This window comes from Actinoplanes sp. NPDC051470, assembly GCF_040682035.1.
In the GTDB taxonomy this organism is placed as follows: domain Bacteria; phylum Actinomycetota; class Actinomycetes; order Mycobacteriales; family Micromonosporaceae; genus Actinoplanes.
The window spans coordinates 461568-479531 of record NZ_JBFBAA010000001.1; the positions used below are offsets into that span (position 1 = coordinate 461568).

Genomic DNA, 17964 nt, shown 5'->3' on the forward strand with positions numbered 1-17964 from the left:
AGTGGTCCCGCCCGCCGCTGACGCGGCCCACCCCGGTCGTGCTCGAGGGACCCGTACGTCGTTCAGCGGGGGCCGAGGGCGGCCGCGATGGTGAGGCGGTAGAGGCGGGCGGGGCGGCCCTTGGGGTGGGGCTGGGTGCTGCCCTCGTCGATGGCCAGGTCGGACTCGACCAGCTTGCGCATCAGGCGGCGGCCGCTCGGGTCGGTGATGCCGAGGGCGCGGGCCAGGTCGCTGGGTGACAGGGTGCGGTCGCCGAGGGAACGCTCCAGGGCCGCGAGGCGGGACAGGGTCGCCGCGCTGAGGCCGACGCGGCCGGCCAGGTCGTCGAGGTTGCCGTGGTCGCGGTAGGTGTAGGCGAGGCGGGACGACGACGTTCCCATCGGGCCGAGCACCACGCCCTCCTCGGTCATCAGGTAGGCGCGCGGTTCGGGGTCACGCTCGGCGAACGAGGCGGCCTTCTCGGCCAGTTCCACGCACGACCTGGCCGAGGCGCCGATGCCGAAACCCGCCGCGACGCGTACGCCGAGACGTTCCCTCGCCTCGGCCAGCACCGGCAGGCCGGTCCACTGGTGGGTCACCGACTCGAACAGGGACGCCGGCGCGAACACGACGACGCCACGCCGGCCGCGCTCGCCGGTCCACGCGTCGGCGAACTCGGGCGCGTTGACCAGCAGGTTGAGCAGGCCGATCCGGGCCCGGTCGGAGTCGCCGCCGGGGGCCGAGGCGAGGAACAGGCCGGCCGCGAACCGGCCCCGGTCGGCGCGCAGCGACCGGATGCGCAGGGCGAGCTCGTGCAGGTCGGCGCGAATGGTCCCGGCGGTGGCCAGCGCGTTCAGCACGTGGACCGACCCGTCGAGGGCGGCGCTGACCGCGGTGCGCACGCTGATCACGTACGAAGCCCGGGTTCGCTCGACGTGCGACCGGTGGAACGCCACCACGTCGTCGGTGCTCTGCGACGGGTCGAACGGCAGCCGCGCGATCTCGGCCGCGGGCAGCCCCAGCGCGGCCGCGACCTCGTCCACCGTCTCGTCGGTGAAGGTGTCCACGCTGACCGGGGTGGCCGGCCGGCCCTCGCCGCGCGCCCGCGCCCAGGCCAGCGCCAGGTCGAGCGCGGCCGGCCGGGTCACCATCACCGGCAGGTCGGCGGGCAGCAGATCACGGGCCCGGGCATGGGGTACGAGCCCGAGCAGCACGCCGTCCGGACGGTGCGCGGCGAGCATGCCGGCGACCAGGTCGCGGATCTCGTCCTCGTGGTCGTACGTGGCCCAGGCCAGCGTCACCCCGCCGAGCGTCGCGGCGGCCTCGGCGAACCGCGCCCGATGCCCGGAATGCAGCACCACCCCGATGAGCACACTCAACTCCGCATCGATAGGGGATCGAGCCTTGACTATGGCTTGGCCATTGAGGACAGTAGCCGAATCAACGAGCCACTTACGAACCTAGTCCCGAAATCTTAGGTGTTGCCTATACGCGCTCAGAGCTGCTCTGAGCGCGTATGGGCAACACCCGCGCTGGGAGGCTCCGTCATGAAGCGACTTGTCCCGTTCGTGCTTGCCGGTCTGCTGGTCGGCGCCTGTGCCCCGTCCACCTCGGCGCCCACCGACGCTCCGTCGGACGGCGGCGAACGTACCGGAACGCTCAAGGTCTGGCTCTTCGACGAGCCCAACCGCGCGCCGAAGGAGAAGGTCGTCCAGGAGGCGATCGCCGAGTTCGTCGCCGGCCACGCGGGCGCCACGGTGGACGTTCAGTACATCCCGGTGGAGACCCGCGGCGCACGGTTCAAGGGCGCGTTCAACGACCCGGCCAGCGCGCCCGACGTCGTCGAATACGGCAACACCGACCTGGCCGAGTACGCGGCCGCGGGCGGCCTGGCCGACCTCGGCCCGGCCGTGACGGCGTGGCCGGAGGGCAAGGACCTCGGCGCCGACGCCAAGGCCAGCGCCACCTACCAGAACAGGCTGCTCGGCGTGCCGTGGTACGTCGGCGTCCGCGCGCTCTACTACCGCACCGACCTCTTCACCGAGCTGAACCTGACGGCCCCCGCCAGCCAGGCCGACGTGGCGGCGGCCGGTAAGGCGATCCGGGCCCGGAAGCCGGACATGGTCGGGGTGGCCGCCGGTGGCAAGTACACGTTCGCCGCCCTGCCCTACGTGTGGGACGCGGGCGGCGACATCGCGCAGATCAACTCCGCGCCGTCCCGGGCCGGGCTGTCCGCGTACACCAGCCTGATCTCCCCGGAGATCTGCCCCGCCCAGCAGTGCGCGGACCTGACCGGCGGAAAGACCGTCGAGCTCTTCGCCGCCGGGAAGGCCGGCCTGGCCATCCTGGGCAACTTCAACCGTGGCGCCGTCGACGCCGGGGCGGTCAAGGGCAAGTACGCCGTGGTCCCGCTGCCCGGCGCCAAGCCCGGCTCGATCGCGCCCGCGTTCGCCGGTGGCAACAACCTCGGCATCATGCGGAACAGCAAGCGTCCGGCTCTCGCCGCGGACTTCCTCACCCTGCTCGCGAGCGCCAAATATCAGACCAAGATGTACGACGCGATGGGCAACCTGCCGACCCTGACGCCCGCGTTGGAGCAGGTCGCGGCCAAGGATCCGTTCCTGAAGCCGTTCACCGACACGATCAAGGCGGGTACGAAGTTCGTGCCGCTGCACCCCGGCTGGGGCAAGATCGACGCGCAGGCCGTGCTGCCGACCATGATCCAGAAGGTGGTGACCGGCAAGGCCGGCGTCGACCAGGCGACCGACGAGGCCGCCAAGCAGATCGACGCGGCCCTGAAGCCGTGACCCGGCGGTTCACGCCGCTGTGGCTGCTGCTGCCGGCGGCGGTCGTGCTGGTGCCGCTGTTCGCGTACCCCGTCTGGCAGTTAGGGTTGATCTCGGCCCTGGATTTCCGCCAGGCGCAGGTCAGCGGCGGCCGGCCGACCCGGTTCGTGGGCGGGGACAACTACGCCGCGCTGTTCACCGACCCGCGGTTCTGGTCGGTGCTGGGCGCGACGGTCGTGTTCGCCGCCGCCTGCGTGCTCGCCACGCTGGCGGTCGGCGCCGGCCTCGCGGTGCTGCTGACCAAGATCGGCCGGCTGCCGCGGCTGCTGCTGTCGCTGGCCGCGATGGCCGCCTGGGCGGTGCCGGCGATCTCCGGCTCGACCGTGTGGATGTTCCTCTTCGACACCAACCTCGGGCTGGTCAATCAGCTGCTCGGGCTCGGCGCCTACAACTGGACGTACGACCGGATGGTCGCGTTCGCGCTGGTCGGCGCCGTGGTGGTGTGGCACTCGTTCCCGTTCGTTATGGTCACCCTCTACGCCGGCATCGAGGCCATCCCGTCGTCGGTGCTGGAGGCCGCGGCGATCGACGGCGCCGGGGCGTGGCGCACGTTCTGGCAGATCATGGTCCCGATCCTGCGGCCGCTGCTGGCCATCGTGGTGATCCAGTCGATCATCTGGGACTTCAAGGTCTTCACCCAGATCTACGTGATGACGGCCGGCGGTGGCATCGCCGGCCAGAACCTCACCCTCAACGTCTGGGCCTACCAGCAGGCGTTCGCGGCCGGCGAGTACGGCCTGGGCTCGGCGATCGGCGTGGTGATGATGGTGATCCTGCTCGTGATCACGCTGCTCTACCTGCGTACGCTGCGCCGTTCCGGTGAGCCGCTGTGAAGCGCTTCTTGAACCTCCTCGCCCTGGCCGTCGCGTTCGCCACGGCCTTCCCGATCCTCTGGATGGTCGTCTCGGCGCTGCCTGTGGACAACTTCCGCCGCGTCCTGACCGTCGACGATTTCGCGCTGTACTTCCTCAACAGCCTGCTGGTGGCGGTCGTCGTCGTGGTCGCCTCCGGCCTGATCGCGTTCCTGGCCGCGGTCGCCCTGTCGAGATTCAGATTCCGCTTCCGTACGACGATCCTGGTGCTGTTCCTGATCGCACAGATGGCCCCCATCGAAGCCCTGACCATCCCGCTGTTCTTCCTGGTCCGCGACCTGGGCGCGCTGAACACCCTGGGTTCCTTGATGCTCGTGCACACGGCCTTCACCCTGCCGTTCGCGATCTGGATGATGCGGGGCTTCGTCGCCACCGTGCCCGTCGAACTGGAGGAGGCCGCGTCCCTCGACGGCGCCGGCCGCCTGACCATCCTCACCCGCGTGCTGTTCCCCCTGGTCGCGCCCGGGCTGGCCGCCACCAGCGTCTTCTCGTTCATCGCGGCCTGGAACGACTTCCTCTTCGCCCGCACCTTCATCATCAGCGCGACCGACCGCCAGACCCTGCCCCTGGCCCTGCTGATCTTCTTCAAGCCCGACGAGAACGACTGGGGCGCCATCATGGCCGCCTCCACCCTGATGACCATCCCCGTCCTGATCTTCTTCCTCCTGGTCCGCCGCCACCTGTCCCAGGGCCTCGGCGGCGCCGTCAAGGACTGACCCCCACCGCGCGGAGGTGGCGTCCCACGTCGCCGGCGTAGATCTGCCGCGACTCCCGCAGCGACGGCCTGTTGCCAACGAAGCTTGATCGAGTCGTCCTTTTAGAAACAGATCTCACAGCTGTCGTACGAACCGGGCGGCTCCCCGAACTCGAGATAGCCGCAGCAGGGGCACGGGAACCGCGTCTCGTCAGCCACGGGCCGCCCGCCGCATCGCGAACCACAGCTCACCCTGCTCGATCGCGTCGTCCAGGGCGACATGCGTGTGGCGCGCCGCCCCGAACCACTCCTTCGGCATGGTCCGCTTGCTGGTGCCCCGGAACTCGGTGCCCAGCACCGCCATCGCGAACGACTTGAGGTCGAGCGCCGAGTGTGAGAACGGGCTGCGCCCGGCGAACCGGACGAGATACCAGTACACGAACATGAAGTCGAACGCCGCCGGGTAGCCGACGAACACCGGCTTGCCCGGCAACCCTTCCAGCCAAGCGCGGTAGTCACCCATGGCCTCGGCCGGATCCCGGGGGTCGACCCGGCACGCCCGCCACGCCTCCGGCTGCCCGTCCCACCACGCCATGGTGTCCGGATCCGGGACTGCGTCCGGCAGTGTCGCGAGGTTCGCGGTGAACGTACCCACCATCGCCCCGCTGCCGTTGAACGCCGCCGAGGCGAAGCTCAACATCGAGTTGCGCCCCGGAATCGGGCCGTCCGTCTCGATGTCGGTGCTCACGTAGATCTCTGCCATGCCCGGACAGTAGCCGCTGAGCTCCGGCGCGCCGCTTCAATTTCGCCAGGCCAGGAGCGGGATCAGCCGCGTCGGCGGCGGGCGGCCAACGCACCCAGGCCAACGGTCGCGCCGCTTCAATTTCGCCAGGCCAGGAGCGGGATCAGCCGCGATCACGGTGACGAGGCCCGCGATGATGAGGGCGATCAGCAGCCCGGCGCGCTTTCTCATGCCGTTACCGACGCGCCGGGCCGGCGGACGGTTCCCGGCCCGGTTCCGGCGGCTCCCCCGGCCCAGCCGACTCCCCCCGGCCCGGCCGACTCCCCCGGCCCAGGTGGCTCGGCGCAGGCCCAGGCGGCTCGGCATCGTGTCAGGCGGCACGGCGCCGACCCAAGCGGCGCGGCGCTGGTCAGGCCGTGAACTCGTGGTTGAGGAGCCACTGCTTGACCGGGAGGCCCCAGCGATAGCCGCCGAGCTTGCCGTCACTGCGCAGCACCCGATGGCACGGGGCGAACAGGGCCGCCGCGTTGGTGGCGCAAGCCTGCGCGGCGCCGCGCACCGCTGTCGGGCGGCCGGACAGCAGGGCGAAGTCGGTGTAGCTGATGGGGGTGCCGGGCTTGATGTCGCGCATCACCTTCCAGGCGTTGGCGATGAACAGGCCGCCGGTCTTCTGCAGCACCGGCACGTCGTCGATCGCGGTCAGGTCACCGGCCAGATAGGACCTGACCGCCTGGGTGGCGGGGCCGAGGTCGTTGACCGGCCGGACGTCGGTCACCAGGTCGCGATGGATCAGCGATATCAGCTTGGCCGCGTCGGGCGTGAAGCCGGAGGCCAGCACGGCGCCGTCGTCGTTGACGATCATGGTGAACGAGCCGGCCGGGGTGGGCATGGTCGCGTAGTGCAACATCAGGAAGCTCCTTCGGTCGTCGATCGGGGGTTCTCAGACTGCCGTGCCGAAGTCGCCTCCGGAGCGGCCTGTGGATAACTTCGCCAGAGGCGCATGACCGCGTACGAGCGCCACGGCCGCCAGCGGGATGCGTGCTCGGCCAACGCTTTCGGCGCGGCGGGCAGCCCCAATAGCTCGGCTCCACGTTGGACGGCAACATCCGTGGGGAGGAACACATCAGGGTCGCCGATCGCTCGCATCGCGACATAACCTGCCGTCCATGACCCGATGCCCGGCAGTTCCATGAGCCGCGCGACCGCCTCCTCGCGGTCGGCGCCCGGCTCCAGGTCGACCTTGCCGTCCGCGACCGCCTCGGCCAGCGCCCGAATCGTCGCGCGCCTCGCCGCGGGCATCCGGAAGGCCTCATCGGGCATCTGGGCCACCGTCTCGGCGCACGGGAAGCCGACCAGATCAACGGCCCGGGGCGAAGGGGCGCCGAGCGAAGAGGGACCGGGCGAGCAGCCGCCGGGCGCGGAGGCACCGGCCGCGGAGACGCCAGGCGCGGAGACATCGGGCGACGAAACGCCGGGCGACAAGGCGCCGGGTGAAGAGAAGGCCAGCAGGCGGGTCAGTGTCGTCCGCGCGCTCGCCACGCTCACCTGCTGGCCCACGACGGCCCGGACGGCCATCTCGAACCCGTCGACCGAGCGCGGCACCCGTACCCCAGGCTCCGCCTCGACCGACGCCGTCAGCGCCGGGTCCTCACCCAGCGTGCCGTCGACGGCGATCGGGTCCGCGTCGAGGTCGAAGAGCCGCCGGCATCGCGCCACCGCGGGCGCGAGATCCCGCACGTCGGTGAGCTTGAGCGCGGCGGAGACCCAGCGATCACCCGGCCGCAGCGTGATGGTCGCGCTTCCGTGGGGCAGGTTCAGACCCCGGCGGTACGCGGTGCCGGTCACCTCCTCGATGCCGGGCAGCGCGCGGGCGGCCAGGAATCCGAGCAGCGACGGGATGTGCAGCGGCGCCCGGAAGGCGAGCCGCAGCGAGATCGTGCCGGCCTCGGTGGCCGCCTTCGGCCGCCGTTCCCGCAGCTGGCCGGGCGGACGCGCGTACACCTCGAGGATCGTGTCGTTGAACTGCCGCACGCTGCCGAAACCGGCGGCGAACGCGATCTCGGCCAGCCCGAGGTCGGTGGTCTCGATGAGGATCCGGGCGGTCTGCGCCCGCTGCGCGCGGGCCAGGGCCAGTGGTCCGGCGCCCAGCTCGGCGGTGAGCATGCGGTGCAGGTGCCGCTCGGTGTATCCGAGCCGGCCGGCCAGGCCGGGCACGCCCTCGCGGTCGACCACGCCGTCGCCGATCAGGCGCATCGCCCGGCCGACCACGTCGGCGCGCACGTCCCACTCGGGTGAGCCGGGCGCGGCGTCGGGGCGGCAGCGGCGGCAGGCCCGGAAGCCGGCCCGTTGAGCGGCGGCGGCGCTGGGGTGGAACTCGACGTTCTCGCGTTTCGGCGTGACGGCCGGGCAGGACGGGCGGCAGTAGATGCCGGTGGTACGCACGGCGGTGTAGAACCAGCCGTCGAACCGCTGGTCGCGGCTGCTGACGGCGCGGTAACAGCGCTCGAAGTCCAACTCCATGACACCGAGTCTGCCCCGGCCGAGGGTCACCTGGCTGGCGGGATTCGGACATGACGATGAGTGGTAAGACGGTCCGGTCGCTGTGGCGCAACCCGGCGGAGCGGATGATCGCGCTGGGCTTGCCGGCCGACACGTAGACTGGCCCGCTGTGAGCCTCACCATCGGGATCGTCGGCCTGCCCAACGTCGGCAAGAGCACGCTGTTCAACGCCCTGACCAAGAACGACGTTCTCGCCGCGAACTACCCGTTCGCGACGATCGAACCGAACGTCGGCGTGGTCGGCCTGCCCGACGATCGGCTGGGGAAGCTCGCCGAGCTGTTCAGCAGCGAGAAGATCATCCCGGCGCCGGTGTCGTTCGTCGACATCGCCGGCCTGGTCCGCGGCGCGTCCAAGGGCCAGGGCCGCGGCAACGCGTTCCTCGCCAACATCCGCGACGCCTCGGCCATCTGCCAGGTCGTCCGCGCGTTCTCCGACCCGAACGTGCTGCACGTCGACGGCAAGGTCTCGCCGGCCGACGACATCGAGACGATCAACACCGAGCTGATCCTGGCCGACCTGCAGACGGTCGAGAAGGCGATCCCCCGCCTGCAGAAGGAGGCCAAGCTCAAGAAGGACCGGGCGCCGGTGGCGGCCACCGCCGAGGCCGCGTTCAAGCTGCTGGACGAGGGTGTGACGCTCCACAAGGGCGCGGCCGCCGCGGACATCGACATCGCGCTGCTGGCCGAACTCCACCTGCTCACCATCAAGCCGTTCATCTACGTGTTCAACGTCGACGAGGACGAGCTCAACAACGAGGCCTTCCTCGCCGAGATGCGCGCCCTGGTGGCGCCGGCCGACGCCGTCTTCATGGACGCGAAGATCGAGTCCGAGCTGATCGACCTGCCGCCGGACGAGGCGCAGGAGCTGCTCGAGTCGACCGGCCAGACCGAGCCCGGCCTCAACCAGCTGATCCGCGTCGGCTTCGAGACGCTCGGCCTGCAGACCTACCTGACGGCCGGCCCCAAGGAGGCCCGCGCCTGGGTGATCTCCAAGGGCGCGACCGCCCCCGAGGCCGCCGGCGTGATCCACTCCGACTTCCAGCGCGGCTTCATCAAGGCCGAGATCGTCAGCTACGACGACCTGATGACCGCCGGCTCCATGGCCGCCGCCAAGGCCGCCGGCAAGGTCCGCATCGAGGGCAAGGACTACATCATGAAGGACGGCGACGTGGTGGAGTTCCGCTTCAACGTCTGATCACGGAAAGTGGCGCCCGGTCAGCTCTTGCGGCCGGGCACCAGCCCATCCAGATCGAGCTTGATGGCGAACGGCATCGTGATGTCCAGCTCGTGTCGATGGATTCCGGTCGGTACGTACGACCTAGTGGGCTGGTCGAGCTCGTAGGCGTGGACTACCGGCGATCCGTCCTCGTCCTCGATCCGCCAGTAGTGCGCGATGCCGGCGTCCGCGTACTTGCGCAGTTTCACCGTCCGGTCGCGGTGCGCCGACTCGGGCGAGACGACTTCGACGACCAGAAGAACCTCGTCAGGGACGTAAAAGGTGCGGTCCGGCTCATAAGGCGCCGTCGTCGCGACGAGGTCTGGCTCGGGGCGGTTCCGCTCGTCGAGCCTGATCGTCATCTCTCTTTCAACCTCGATACCCGATGGCGTCTGTTCGTTGAGGGCGACCACCAACGCGGTGACAATCCGACCGTGCCAGGAACGCTGGGGGGACATCATGAAGACGAGTGCTCCATCGATCAGCTCGGTGTGCCGCGGCGCTTCAGGAAGGTGGTCGAGGTCGTCGGCAAACCACCCCTCCAGGCGGGGCGGCCGCATCCAGTCGGGCACCGCAGTCATGACCTCACCGTAGCATTCCGTGACGCTCGCCCGACTTCTCGCGGGCGAGCGTCACGGGGCGAAGTCGCGGTGCTTGAGCTTGGCTCGGCGGCCGTCGGGGTGGTGCCAGACGATGCCCTCGTAGGCGGGGTGGGCCAGGAGCCAGGAGCGCAGGCCCTCGAAGTCGCGCGGGGTGTCGAAGACCTCGGCCTCGGCGTGGGCCACCAGGGTGTGGGCCGGGACGTTCTCGGGGTTGCCGTTGACCTTCGGGCCGATCAGCTCGTAGGTGCCGGGGGCCCGAGGGTGGCCGGCCGGGACGGCTTCGGCGTGGTAGCGGGCGTAGGCGGAATTGGCCATCGGCTCCCAGCCGACGGTCTTTCCGGTTGCCTCGTCGGTCATCACGGGGCGGTAGCCGGGCGGGCGAGTGCGGCCGGGCCGGACCTCGCGGCGCGCCCACCACACGCCGTCCTCGTCGAGCAGCACGCAGGTGCCGTCGTACTTGCGGGTCGGCACGCCCTCGCCGTCGAGGACCCACTGGCAGACCGGGTTGACCTCGGGCAGGGTGCGCTTCCGGTCGGCCGGGTCGCGGAGGAAGACGGTGGGGATCTTGTTCACGTCGCCATCGTCGCAGGCGGGGCAAGGCGGTTAGACGTAAGTCGGGTGCCCGGGAGGTCGGCGCGGTCCTACCCTGAGGTGCATGACTGACCCTGGGCGTGGCCGCATGCCGGATCGCCCCTCCCTGGACGGCCTCGAGGGCAAGTGGGCCGCACGGTGGGAGGAGGCCGGAACCTATCGGTTCGACCGGCAGGCCGAGCGGACGAATGTATTCAGCATCGACACGCCGCCGCCCACCGTATCCGGCGAGCTGCACATGGGTCACGTCTTCTCGTACACGCACACCGACCTGATCGCGCGGTTCCAGCGGATGCGCGGCAGGTCGGTCTTCTACCCGATGGGCTGGGACGACAACGGGCTGCCGACCGAGCGGCGGGTCCAGAACGTGTACGGGGTCCGGTGCGATCCATCGCTGCCCTACGACCCGTCATGGGAACCGCCGTCGGTGAAAGCCAAGGAGACGATCAACATCTCCAGGCGCAACTTCATCGAGCTCTGCGGGAAGCTGACCGAGGAGGACGAGAAGGCGTTCGAGGCGCTGTGGGTCCGGCTCGGGCTGTCGGTCGACTGGGGAATGACGTACACCACGATCGGCCGCAAGTCGCAGCTCGTCTCGCAGCGCGCCTTTCTGGATAACCTGTTGCGCGGCGAGGCGTACACGGCCGAGGCGCCGACGCTGTGGGATGTCGGCTTCCGGACCGCGGTCGCGCAGGCCGAGCTGGAGGATCGGGAGCGTGCCGGCGCGTACCACCGGCTGATCTTCCAAGGGCCGGACGGGCCGATCGAGATCGACACGACCCGGCCCGAGCTGCTGCCGGCCTGTGTCGCCCTGGTCCATCACCCGGACGACGAGCGATTCGCCGGGTTGCGCTCGGCGCGCACGCCGGTCTTCGGGGTCGAGGTTCCGGTGTACGCCCACCCGGCCGCCGAGAAGGACAAGGGCACGGGCATCGCCATGGTCTGCACCTTCGGCGACCTGACCGACGTCGTCTGGTGGCGTGACCTGAACCTGCCCACGCGCGTGGTCATCGGGCGCGACGGCCGCTTCCGGCCGGACGCCCCGGCCGGCGTCCCCGCCGAGCTGTACGCCGAACTGGCCGGCCGCAACGTCAACCAGGCCCGACGCGAGACGGTCCGGCTGCTCACCGAGACCGGCGGGATGCTCGGCGAGCCGAAGCCGATCACCCACCCGGTCAAGTTCTACGAGAACGGCGACTCCCCGCTGGAGATCGTCACCAGCCGGCAGTGGTTCATCCGGAACGGCGGCCGCGACCCCGAGCTGCGTGAGGCGCTGCTGGCCAAGGGCCGCGAGCTGCGCTGGGTGCCCGAGCACATGAAGCACCGCTACGAGCACTGGGTGAACGGGCTGACCGGGGACTGGCTGGTCAGCCGGCAGCGGTTCTTCGGCGTGCCGATCCCGGTCTGGTACCGGCTGGATGACGCGGGCGAGCCGATCCACGACGACTTCCTCATCCCCGACCAGTCGTCGCTGCCGGTCGACCCGTCCTCGGAGTGCCCGCCGGGCTACGACGAGTCGCAGCGCGACCAGCCGGGCGGCTTCATGGCCGACCCGGACGTGATGGACACCTGGGCCACGTCGTCGCTCACCCCGCAGATCGTCGGCGGGTGGGGCACCGACCCGGAGCTGTTCGACAAGGTGTTCCCGATGGACCTGCGGCCGCAGGGCCAGGAGATCATCCGGACCTGGCTGTTCGCCACGGTCGTCCGCAGCCACCTGCGGCGCGGCGTCCTGCCCTGGCGTACCGCGATCCTCTCGGGGTGGATCCTCGACCCGGACCGCAAGAAGATGTCCAAGTCCAAGGGCAACGTCGTCACGCCGATGGGCCTGCTGGTCGACAACGGCTCGGACGCGGTCCGCTACTGGGCCGCGAACGGGCGCCCCGGCACCGACCTGGCCTTCGACCCGGCGCAGATCAAGGTGGGCCGGCGGCTGGGCACCAAGCTGCTCAACGCCTCGAAGTTCGCGCTCGGGCTGGGCGCGCAGGAGGCGCTACGACAGCCGGTGACCGAGCCGCTCGACCGCGCGGCGCTGGCCCGGCTGGCCACGGTCGTCGAGACGGCGACCAAGGCGCTGGACAACTTCCAGCACACCGACGCGCTGCAGGCGGCCGAGGCGTTCTTCTGGACGTTCTGCGACGACTACATCGAGCTGGTCAAGGACCGGGCGTACGCCGACGGGCCGGCCGCCGGTTCGGCCCGCGCGGCGCTGGCGGCCGGGCTGTCGGTGCAGTTGCGGCTGTTCGCGCCGTTCCTGCCGTACGTGACGGAAGAGGTCTGGTCGTGGTGGCGGTACGGGTCGGTGCACAAGGCGACCTGGCCGACCAAGTACGAGCTGACCCGGGTCGCGCCCGAGGGTGACGCCGAGCTGATCGACCTGGCCGGTGACGCGCTGCGGCAGATCCGGCGGGCCAAGTCGGACCGGAAGCTGTCGATGAAGGCCGAGGTGCCGCTGGCCGAGGCGCTGGGCCCGGCGGCGGTGCTGGACCGGCTGGCGCTGATCGAGGGCGACCTGAAGGCGGCCGGGCGGATCACCAAGCTCGACTACCTGCCCGAGCGGACGCCTGAGTTGGTCATAGCCAGCGCGTTCTAGTGCATCCGGCGCTCCAGTTCACGCCTCAATGTGCGGGGCGAAGGCCAGAGCTGGGTGAGGTCGGCGGTGAACGCCTTGCCGTCCATCGCCGGCCCGCCCACGTCCGCGTTCTCGACCGGGTGGACGCGGTCGAGGTCGACCGGGGTGACCTCGAGGACGGTGCGGGTGCCGGAGCGGCGCACCACCACGTGCTCGATGTCGGGCCAGGTCAGGAAGACCGGGTCGCTGCCCTGGGCGGCGAGTTCCAGACCGGCGCTGGACACCCGCACCCAGGTGGACAGCGAGCCTCTCGAGGAGAAGGCGAAAGCGCCGGCGACGACGAGCGAGATCACGGCCGCCTGGACCAGCGTCAGCCACCAGGGATCGTCGTCGGCGCCCAGCAGCAGGTCGACCAGCGGGGAGACGACCAGGTAGGCGAGCATGAACAGGCCGGTCATGACCAGGAAGGTTCGAACCGGGGACGAGTGGAAGACGATCGTGTCGTCCGCCGGGGCGGCGACCTCGTCCGGCTCTACCGACATGACCCCATGCTCCCGTCCGGGACTAGAAATCGCCCCCGAAATCGCCGAAGTCCCCGCCGCCCATGTCGCCGCCGCCCATGTCGCCACCGAAGTCGCCGCCGCCGTAGCCCATGTCGCCGAAGCCCGGCGAGAACAGCGCGTCGAAGATCAGCATGCCGGCCAGGGCGCCGCCGGCCGCGCCGAGCGCCGTACGCCACACCGGCTGTGAATACCAGCCGGCCGGCACCGGGCGGCCCTGCACGCGCCCGCCCGGGTAGTAGTAGGGCGTGTCGGCGCCCGGTTGCGGGCCGGCCTTGTAGTGGGTGCCCTGCACGTCGACCTCACGCTCCTTGGTGAGCTGCCCGACGCCCTGCGCACCGGCCGGCGCCGGGACCTCGGGACCGGGGTCGATGCCCATCGCCAGGCGGGCGGCGCGGACGTAGGCCAGACCCTCCAGCGCGGTCTCCTTGGCCAGCTCGTACTGCCGGATCGACTGGGCCTGCTGGAGCTGGCCGCCGGCCGCGTTGTAACGCTCGCCGGCGTCGGCCAGGGCCTGCCGGGCCGACGCGTCGTCGCCGTGCAGGTTGAGCACCTGGCCGCCGAGCCGCTCGTACCACCGCTGGGCCTCGGCCCGGGCGTCCTCCAGACGGGTGACCTGCCCGGCCTGGCCACGCCGCCACGTGAAATACAGGGCGATCGCGATCAGGATGACGATGACCAGCAGAAACGCCTTCATGTCACAAAGGTACCCGGGGAAATCTTGTCGTACACGTGTGGCAAAGTGCTATACGTGACATTCCCGACGCTGGCCGTGGTGGTGATCTGCCTGGCGGTGGGCGCCGCGCTGGGCTGGCTGGCCGCCCGGTTGCGCGCCGCCGCCGACATCGCCCGGCTGGAGGCGACGCTGCAGGCCGGGCGGGACGGCGAGGCCCGGCTCGAACAGTCGATGCGGGCGCTGACCTACGAGTCGACCGCGCAGTCGCAAGAGGCCGTGGCCCGGGCCGTCGCGCCGTTGCACGACGCGTTGCGCCGCTACGAGCAGCGGGTCACCGAGCTGGAACACGAGCGGATCGACGCCTACTCCGAACTGCGCGAGCAGGTGCGCGCGATGGGTGCGGTGTCCGGCGAACTCCGCACCGAGACCCGCCAGCTCGTGTCGGCGCTGCGGGCCCCACAGGTGCGCGGGCGCTGGGGCGAACATCAGCTGCGCCGGATCGTCGAGGCGGCCGGGCTGCTCGAACACTGCGACTTCGCCGAGCAGGTCACGGCCACGACCGACGATCAGGGGGTACGCCCCGACCTGGTCGTCCGGCTGCACGGCGGCCGCAGCCTGGTCGTCGACGCCAAGGCGCCGTTCGACGCCTATCTGTCGGCGATGGAGGCGCGTGACGAACGTACCCGTGACAATCATCTCGACCAGCACGCGCGCGCCCTCCGCACGCATGTCGACCAGCTCGCGGCCAAGCGCTACTGGACCGCCTTCGAGTCCACACCCGACTTCGTGGTGCTGTTCGTGCCGGCCGACGCGTTCATGGACGCGGCCCTGCAACACGATCCGACGCTGATGGAACACTCCTTCCGGCGCAACGTGGTGCTGGCGACGCCGGCCACCCTGGTGGCGCTGCTGCGTACGGTCGCGTTCAGCTGGCGCCAGGAATCGCTGGCCCGCAACGCCGTGGCCGTGCACGGGCTGGCCCGTGAGCTGTACGGGCGACTGTCCACTCTGGGCGATCACGTCGGCAAGCTCGGGGCGGCGCTGGGCAGCGCGGTCACGTCGTACAACAAGGCGGTCGGCTCGCTCGAGTCGCGGGTGCTGGTGAGCGCGCGCAAGCTGGCCGAGATGGGCGTGGCCGAGCGTGACATCGCCACGCCCGCGCAGGTCGAGCTGACTCCGCGCCAGCCGCAGGCCCCCGAGCTTCTGGAGCCGGTCGCCAACCTCAGCGACCGCTCAGTCACCCCGTGATACAACGCGTCCATGCGCATCGTGTTCGTCGCCGCCCCGCTCCAGGGCCATCTCCTGCCGTTGATCCCGCTCGCCGCGGCCTGCCGCGACGCCGGGCACGAGGTGATCCTGGCCAGCGGCGTCGACGTGCCCGACGTGCGGGGCCTGCGCACCGCCGACATCGGCGGGTCGTTCAGCCTGGCCCGCGCGGCCATCCGGGTCTCGCTGCGACGCCCCGGCCTGGCCCGGTCCGAGATGAAGGGCACCGCCGGGCACGGCTTCGTCGGCGAGCTCTTCGGCCGGGCCAACCTGGCCCTGGTCGACCCGCTGATGGAGCTGGCCCGGCGGGAACGCCCCGACCTGATCGTCTTCGAGTCGCTGAGCGAGGCCGGCGCGATCGTGGCCGGGCGGCTCGCCATCCCGTCCGTGCTCCAGGAGAACACGCTGTGGCCGGCGCCCGACCTGTTCCAGGCGGTGATCACCAGCTCGGCCCTGGCCGGCCTCGACGTCCCGGCGCCCGAGCTGACCATCGCGGTGACGCCGCCCTCGATGCGCCCGGCCCCGGCCGGCGCCCTGCCGATGCGGCCGGTCCCCTTCTCGGGTGGCGGCGCCATTCCCGGCTGGCTCCGGGAACCGGCCGGCAAGCCGCGGGTGCTGGTCAGCCGCAGCACCCTGACCGGGCCCAACGACGGTGATCCGGGCCCGGCCGTGATCGCCGCGGCCGGCGGGATCGACGCCGAGTTCGTGCTGGTCCGGCCGGCCGGCACCCGCGGGCTGCCGTCGAACGTGCGGGCCGTCGACCGCGTGCCGCTCGACGAGCTGCTGCCGCGGGCCGCGGCCTTCATCCATCACGCGGGCGCGGGAAGTGTGCTGGGCGGTCTCGCCGCGGGCGTGCCCCAGCTGGCCGTGCCCGGAGCGGGCGACCGCAAGCACAACGCCGAGATGCTGGCGCGGCGTGGCGCGGGCCTGGCCGTGCCCGCCGACGCCATCACCGCGGACCACCTGAACCGCCTGCTGACCGACCAGTCCGTGCGCACCGCGGCGCAAGAGGTCGCGGCCGAGATCGCGGCCATGCCCGCACCGGCCGCGATCGTGCCCCACCTGGAGAAACTGGTCAGCGGTTAGCCCTGGGCCGCCGCCGCGGCCGCCTTCATGTCGCGCCGCAGCTCCTTCGGCAGCGAGAAGGTCAGGCGCTCCTCGACCGTGGTGAACTCGGTCACCTCGCCGAAGCCACGCTCGGCCAGATGGACCAGCACCTCCATGACCAGGTCTTCGGGGACGCTCGCGCCGGACGAAACCCCGACCGTGGTCGCCCCGGCGAGCCACTCGTCCTGGATCTCCGAGGCGAAGTCGACCAGGTGGCCGGCCCGGGCCCCGGCGCCCAGCGCGACCTCGACCAGGCGCACCGAGTTGGACGAGTTCGTCGAGCCCACGACGATCACCACGTCACACTCCGGGGCGATCTGCTTCACCACCTGCTGACGGTTCGACGTGGCGTAACAGATGTCGTCGCTCGGCGGCGACTGGAGCATCGGCAGCTTGGTGCGGAGCCGGGCCACGGTCTCCATCGTCTCGTCGACCGACAGCGTGGTCTGCGACAGCCACACGACCTTGTTCGGGTCGCGAACCGTCACCTGGTCGACCCCGTCGGGCCCGTCGACCAGCTGGATGTGGGCCGGCGCCTCGCCCGCCGTGCCGACCACCTCTTCGTGGCCCTCGTGGCCGATGAGCAGGATGTCGTAGTCGTCGGCGGCATATCGCTTCGCCTCCTGGTGGACCTTGGTCACCAGGGGGCAGGTCGCGTCGATCGACTTGAGGTTGCGCTCGCGGGCCTGCTCGTGCACCTCGGGGGCCACCCCGTGGGCGGAGAACACGACGGTCGACCCCTCGGGGACCTCCTCGTTCTCCTCCACGAAGATCGCGCCGGCCGCCTCGAGCGTGGTCACCACGTGTTTGTTGTGCACGATCTGCTTGCGCACGTAGACAGGCGCGCCGTAGAGCTTCAGCGCCTCTTCGACCGTCTGCACGGCCCGGTCGACGCCGGCGCAGTAGCCCCGGGGCTTGGCCAGCAGCACACGCTTACGAGATTCGGTCACCCGACCATGGTAGCCAGACCTGGTGGTACGGAGCCTGGTTGTCCACAGGCCTGCACACAGCCTGCACAGGACCGGCCTACTGAGCGCCCGGCCGGGGCTCGGCCGGGTCGTCGACGGCCTCGGTGGCCAGCGCGCGGTGCTCGGCGTGGGTGGGCGGGGCCGAGGCGGGCTCGGCGCCGGCCGGGTCGGGCTCGGGCGACCCGGCCCGGCCGATCAGGGCGACGATGACCAGGGCGATCAGCCCGACGTACCCCCAGAACAGCAGGTCGGCGAGCAGGTGCTGGCTGTCGATGTGCCAGCCGGCCGCCGCGCCCACGCCCTCGTCCCGGGCCACGAAGGTGAACGGCCAGCCGTGCCGGATGTCGAGGGCGGTCATGCAGCACACCGACGACGAGACGGGCACCCCGGACACGACCATGCCCGCGACCAGGACCAGGCCACCGGTGAGGTAACCGGACAGGCCCGGGCTGCGTCCCAGCCAGCTGACCGCGAGCAGGGTGATCCCGCCCACGATGAGCATCACGTGGAAGAAGAAGTACGCCGTGTCCGGCGGGTCGCCGATATTGCGGTCCACCTCGACCAGCAGGTTCAGCACCCCGATGGCGAGGCAGAACCAGCCGACGATCAGGCGCAGCGCGGTCGCGAAGGATGTCCAGAGCCCGGGCGCCTCGTCCTCGAACTCGTCCACCTGGGTGTTCGCCGCGCTGCTCACGGCCCGAGTATCGCCCCGAA

At 71.0% G+C, this 17964-nt stretch carries 18 protein-coding genes and 1 pseudogene; 7 read left to right on the forward strand and 12 right to left on the reverse strand.

Annotated features, from left to right (window positions below; genetic code table 11):
- Positions 1-62: 62 nt before the first annotated feature.
- The gene (locus AB0M54_RS02235; protein WP_364317057.1) at positions 63-1352 is read right to left on the reverse strand and encodes a transcriptional regulator; all 1290 of its coding nucleotides are present in this window, start codon (positions 1350-1352) and stop codon (positions 63-65) included.
- A 174-nt stretch (positions 1353-1526) separates the two neighbouring features.
- Between AB0M54_RS02235 and AB0M54_RS02240 the strand changes: the two genes are divergently transcribed.
- From AB0M54_RS02240 to AB0M54_RS02250, 3 genes are read left to right on the forward strand one after another with little or no spacing between them, the layout of a single operon-like run.
- Positions 1527-2786 (forward strand): extracellular solute-binding protein, encoded by a 1260-nt coding sequence (locus AB0M54_RS02240; protein ID WP_364314200.1) that lies wholly within the window; start codon positions 1527-1529, stop codon positions 2784-2786.
- Entirely contained in the window at positions 2783-3658 is an 876-nt protein-coding gene (locus AB0M54_RS02245) for a sugar ABC transporter permease (RefSeq protein ID WP_364314197.1), read from the forward strand. The genes AB0M54_RS02240 and AB0M54_RS02245 overlap by 4 nt, the downstream gene beginning before the upstream one ends.
- Complete coding sequence (locus tag AB0M54_RS02250; protein ID WP_364468683.1) at positions 3655-4413, forward strand: carbohydrate ABC transporter permease; 759 nt, start codon at positions 3655-3657, stop codon at positions 4411-4413. The genes AB0M54_RS02245 and AB0M54_RS02250 overlap by 4 nt, the downstream gene beginning before the upstream one ends.
- Positions 4414-4514: 101 nt before the next feature.
- On the opposite strand, the gene AB0M54_RS02255 is transcribed toward AB0M54_RS02250, so the two are convergent.
- From AB0M54_RS02255 to AB0M54_RS02275, 5 genes and pseudogenes are all read right to left on the reverse strand, one after another.
- Entirely contained in the window at positions 4515-4673 is a 159-nt protein-coding gene (locus AB0M54_RS02255) for a CPCC family cysteine-rich protein (RefSeq protein WP_364314192.1), read from the reverse strand.
- Entirely contained in the window at positions 4603-5154 is a 552-nt protein-coding gene (locus tag AB0M54_RS02260; RefSeq protein ID WP_364468685.1) for a 3'-5' exoribonuclease, read from the reverse strand. Before AB0M54_RS02260 ends, AB0M54_RS02255 begins: the two co-directional genes overlap by 71 nt.
- A 36-nt stretch (positions 5155-5190) precedes the next feature.
- Entirely contained in the window at positions 5191-5364 is a 174-nt protein-coding gene (locus AB0M54_RS02265) for a hypothetical protein (protein WP_364314188.1), read from the reverse strand.
- A gap of 178 nt (positions 5365-5542) precedes the next feature.
- On the reverse strand, positions 5543-6040 hold the full coding sequence (locus tag AB0M54_RS02270; RefSeq protein WP_364314185.1) for a methylated-DNA--[protein]-cysteine S-methyltransferase: 498 nt from the start codon (positions 6038-6040) through the stop codon (positions 5543-5545).
- A 77-nt stretch (positions 6041-6117) separates the two neighbouring features.
- Positions 6118-7653, reverse strand: a pseudogene (locus tag AB0M54_RS02275) (AlkA N-terminal domain-containing protein); the annotation flags it as partial.
- A gap of 148 nt (positions 7654-7801) precedes the next feature.
- Here AB0M54_RS02275 and ychF point away from each other — a divergent pair.
- A complete protein-coding gene (ychF, locus tag AB0M54_RS02280) occupies positions 7802-8887 on the forward strand; it encodes a redox-regulated ATPase YchF (RefSeq protein ID WP_364468687.1) in 1086 nt (361 codons plus the stop codon).
- 20 nt (positions 8888-8907) lie between these two features.
- Here the strand turns inward: ychF and AB0M54_RS02285 are convergent, their stop codons facing one another.
- Positions 8908-9489, reverse strand: coding sequence for a Uma2 family endonuclease (locus tag AB0M54_RS02285; RefSeq protein WP_364314179.1), 582 nt, complete (start codon positions 9487-9489; stop codon positions 8908-8910).
- A 51-nt stretch (positions 9490-9540) separates the two neighbouring features.
- Entirely contained in the window at positions 9541-10083 is a 543-nt protein-coding gene (locus AB0M54_RS02290) for a DUF5565 family protein (RefSeq protein WP_364314177.1), read from the reverse strand.
- An 82-nt stretch (positions 10084-10165) separates the two neighbouring features.
- Here AB0M54_RS02290 and valS point away from each other — a divergent pair, with 82 nt between their 5' ends.
- Positions 10166-12694 carry a valine--tRNA ligase gene (valS, locus tag AB0M54_RS02295; protein ID WP_364468689.1) on the forward strand — a complete coding sequence of 843 codons (2529 nt, stop codon included), beginning with the start codon at positions 10166-10168 and terminating at the stop codon, positions 12692-12694.
- Here the strand turns inward: valS and AB0M54_RS02300 are convergent.
- Together AB0M54_RS02300 and AB0M54_RS02305 are read right to left on the reverse strand one after the other, a co-directional pair.
- Positions 12691-13215 carry a hypothetical protein gene (locus AB0M54_RS02300; protein ID WP_364314172.1) on the reverse strand — a complete coding sequence of 175 codons (525 nt, stop codon included), beginning with the start codon at positions 13213-13215 and terminating at the stop codon, positions 12691-12693. The two genes, valS and AB0M54_RS02300, sit on opposite strands and share 4 nt — an antisense overlap.
- A gap of 22 nt (positions 13216-13237) precedes the next feature.
- Positions 13238-13930: a hypothetical protein gene (locus tag AB0M54_RS02305; RefSeq protein WP_364468691.1), complete on the reverse strand. Its 693-nt coding sequence runs from the start codon at positions 13928-13930 to the stop codon at positions 13238-13240.
- A 54-nt stretch (positions 13931-13984) separates the two neighbouring features.
- Here AB0M54_RS02305 and AB0M54_RS02310 point away from each other — a divergent pair, with 54 nt between their 5' ends.
- Entirely contained in the window at positions 13985-15157 is a 1173-nt protein-coding gene (locus tag AB0M54_RS02310; RefSeq protein WP_364314166.1) for a DNA recombination protein RmuC, read from the forward strand.
- A gap of 12 nt (positions 15158-15169) precedes the next feature.
- Positions 15170-16261, forward strand: coding sequence for a nucleotide disphospho-sugar-binding domain-containing protein (locus AB0M54_RS02315; protein WP_364468693.1), 1092 nt, complete (start codon positions 15170-15172; stop codon positions 16259-16261).
- Here AB0M54_RS02315 and AB0M54_RS02320 read toward each other — a convergent pair.
- Together AB0M54_RS02320 and AB0M54_RS02325 are read right to left on the reverse strand one after the other, a co-directional pair.
- On the reverse strand, positions 16258-17232 hold the full coding sequence (locus AB0M54_RS02320) for a 4-hydroxy-3-methylbut-2-enyl diphosphate reductase (RefSeq protein WP_364314160.1): 975 nt from the start codon (positions 17230-17232) through the stop codon (positions 16258-16260). The two genes, AB0M54_RS02315 and AB0M54_RS02320, sit on opposite strands and share 4 nt — an antisense overlap.
- Positions 17233-17308: 76 nt before the next feature.
- Positions 17309-17944 carry a hypothetical protein gene (locus AB0M54_RS02325; protein WP_364468695.1) on the reverse strand — a complete coding sequence of 212 codons (636 nt, stop codon included), beginning with the start codon at positions 17942-17944 and terminating at the stop codon, positions 17309-17311.
- Between the last annotated feature and the right edge of the window lie 20 nt (positions 17945-17964).

Coding starts and splice junctions, on each gene's coding strand:
- AB0M54_RS02240 (WP_364314200.1), top strand. CDS start 1,527: ATGAAGCGACTTGTCCCGTTCGTGCTTGCCGGTCTGCTGGTCGGCGCC.
- AB0M54_RS02255 (WP_364314192.1), bottom strand. CDS start 4,673: ATGTCGCCCTGGACGACGCGATCGAGCAGGGTGAGCTGTGGTTCGCGA.
- AB0M54_RS02260 (WP_364468685.1), bottom strand. CDS start 5,154: ATGGCAGAGATCTACGTGAGCACCGACATCGAGACGGACGGCCCGATT.
- AB0M54_RS02265 (WP_364314188.1), bottom strand. CDS start 5,364: ATGAGAAAGCGCGCCGGGCTGCTGATCGCCCTCATCATCGCGGGCCTC.
- AB0M54_RS02270 (WP_364314185.1), bottom strand. CDS start 6,040: ATGTTGCACTACGCGACCATGCCCACCCCGGCCGGCTCGTTCACCATG.
- AB0M54_RS02285 (WP_364314179.1), bottom strand. CDS start 9,489: ATGACTGCGGTGCCCGACTGGATGCGGCCGCCCCGCCTGGAGGGGTGG.
- valS (WP_364468689.1), top strand. CDS start 10,166: ATGACTGACCCTGGGCGTGGCCGCATGCCGGATCGCCCCTCCCTGGAC.
- AB0M54_RS02300 (WP_364314172.1), bottom strand. CDS start 13,215: ATGTCGGTAGAGCCGGACGAGGTCGCCGCCCCGGCGGACGACACGATC.
- AB0M54_RS02305 (WP_364468691.1), bottom strand. CDS start 13,930: ATGAAGGCGTTTCTGCTGGTCATCGTCATCCTGATCGCGATCGCCCTG.
- AB0M54_RS02315 (WP_364468693.1), top strand. CDS start 15,170: ATGCGCATCGTGTTCGTCGCCGCCCCGCTCCAGGGCCATCTCCTGCCG.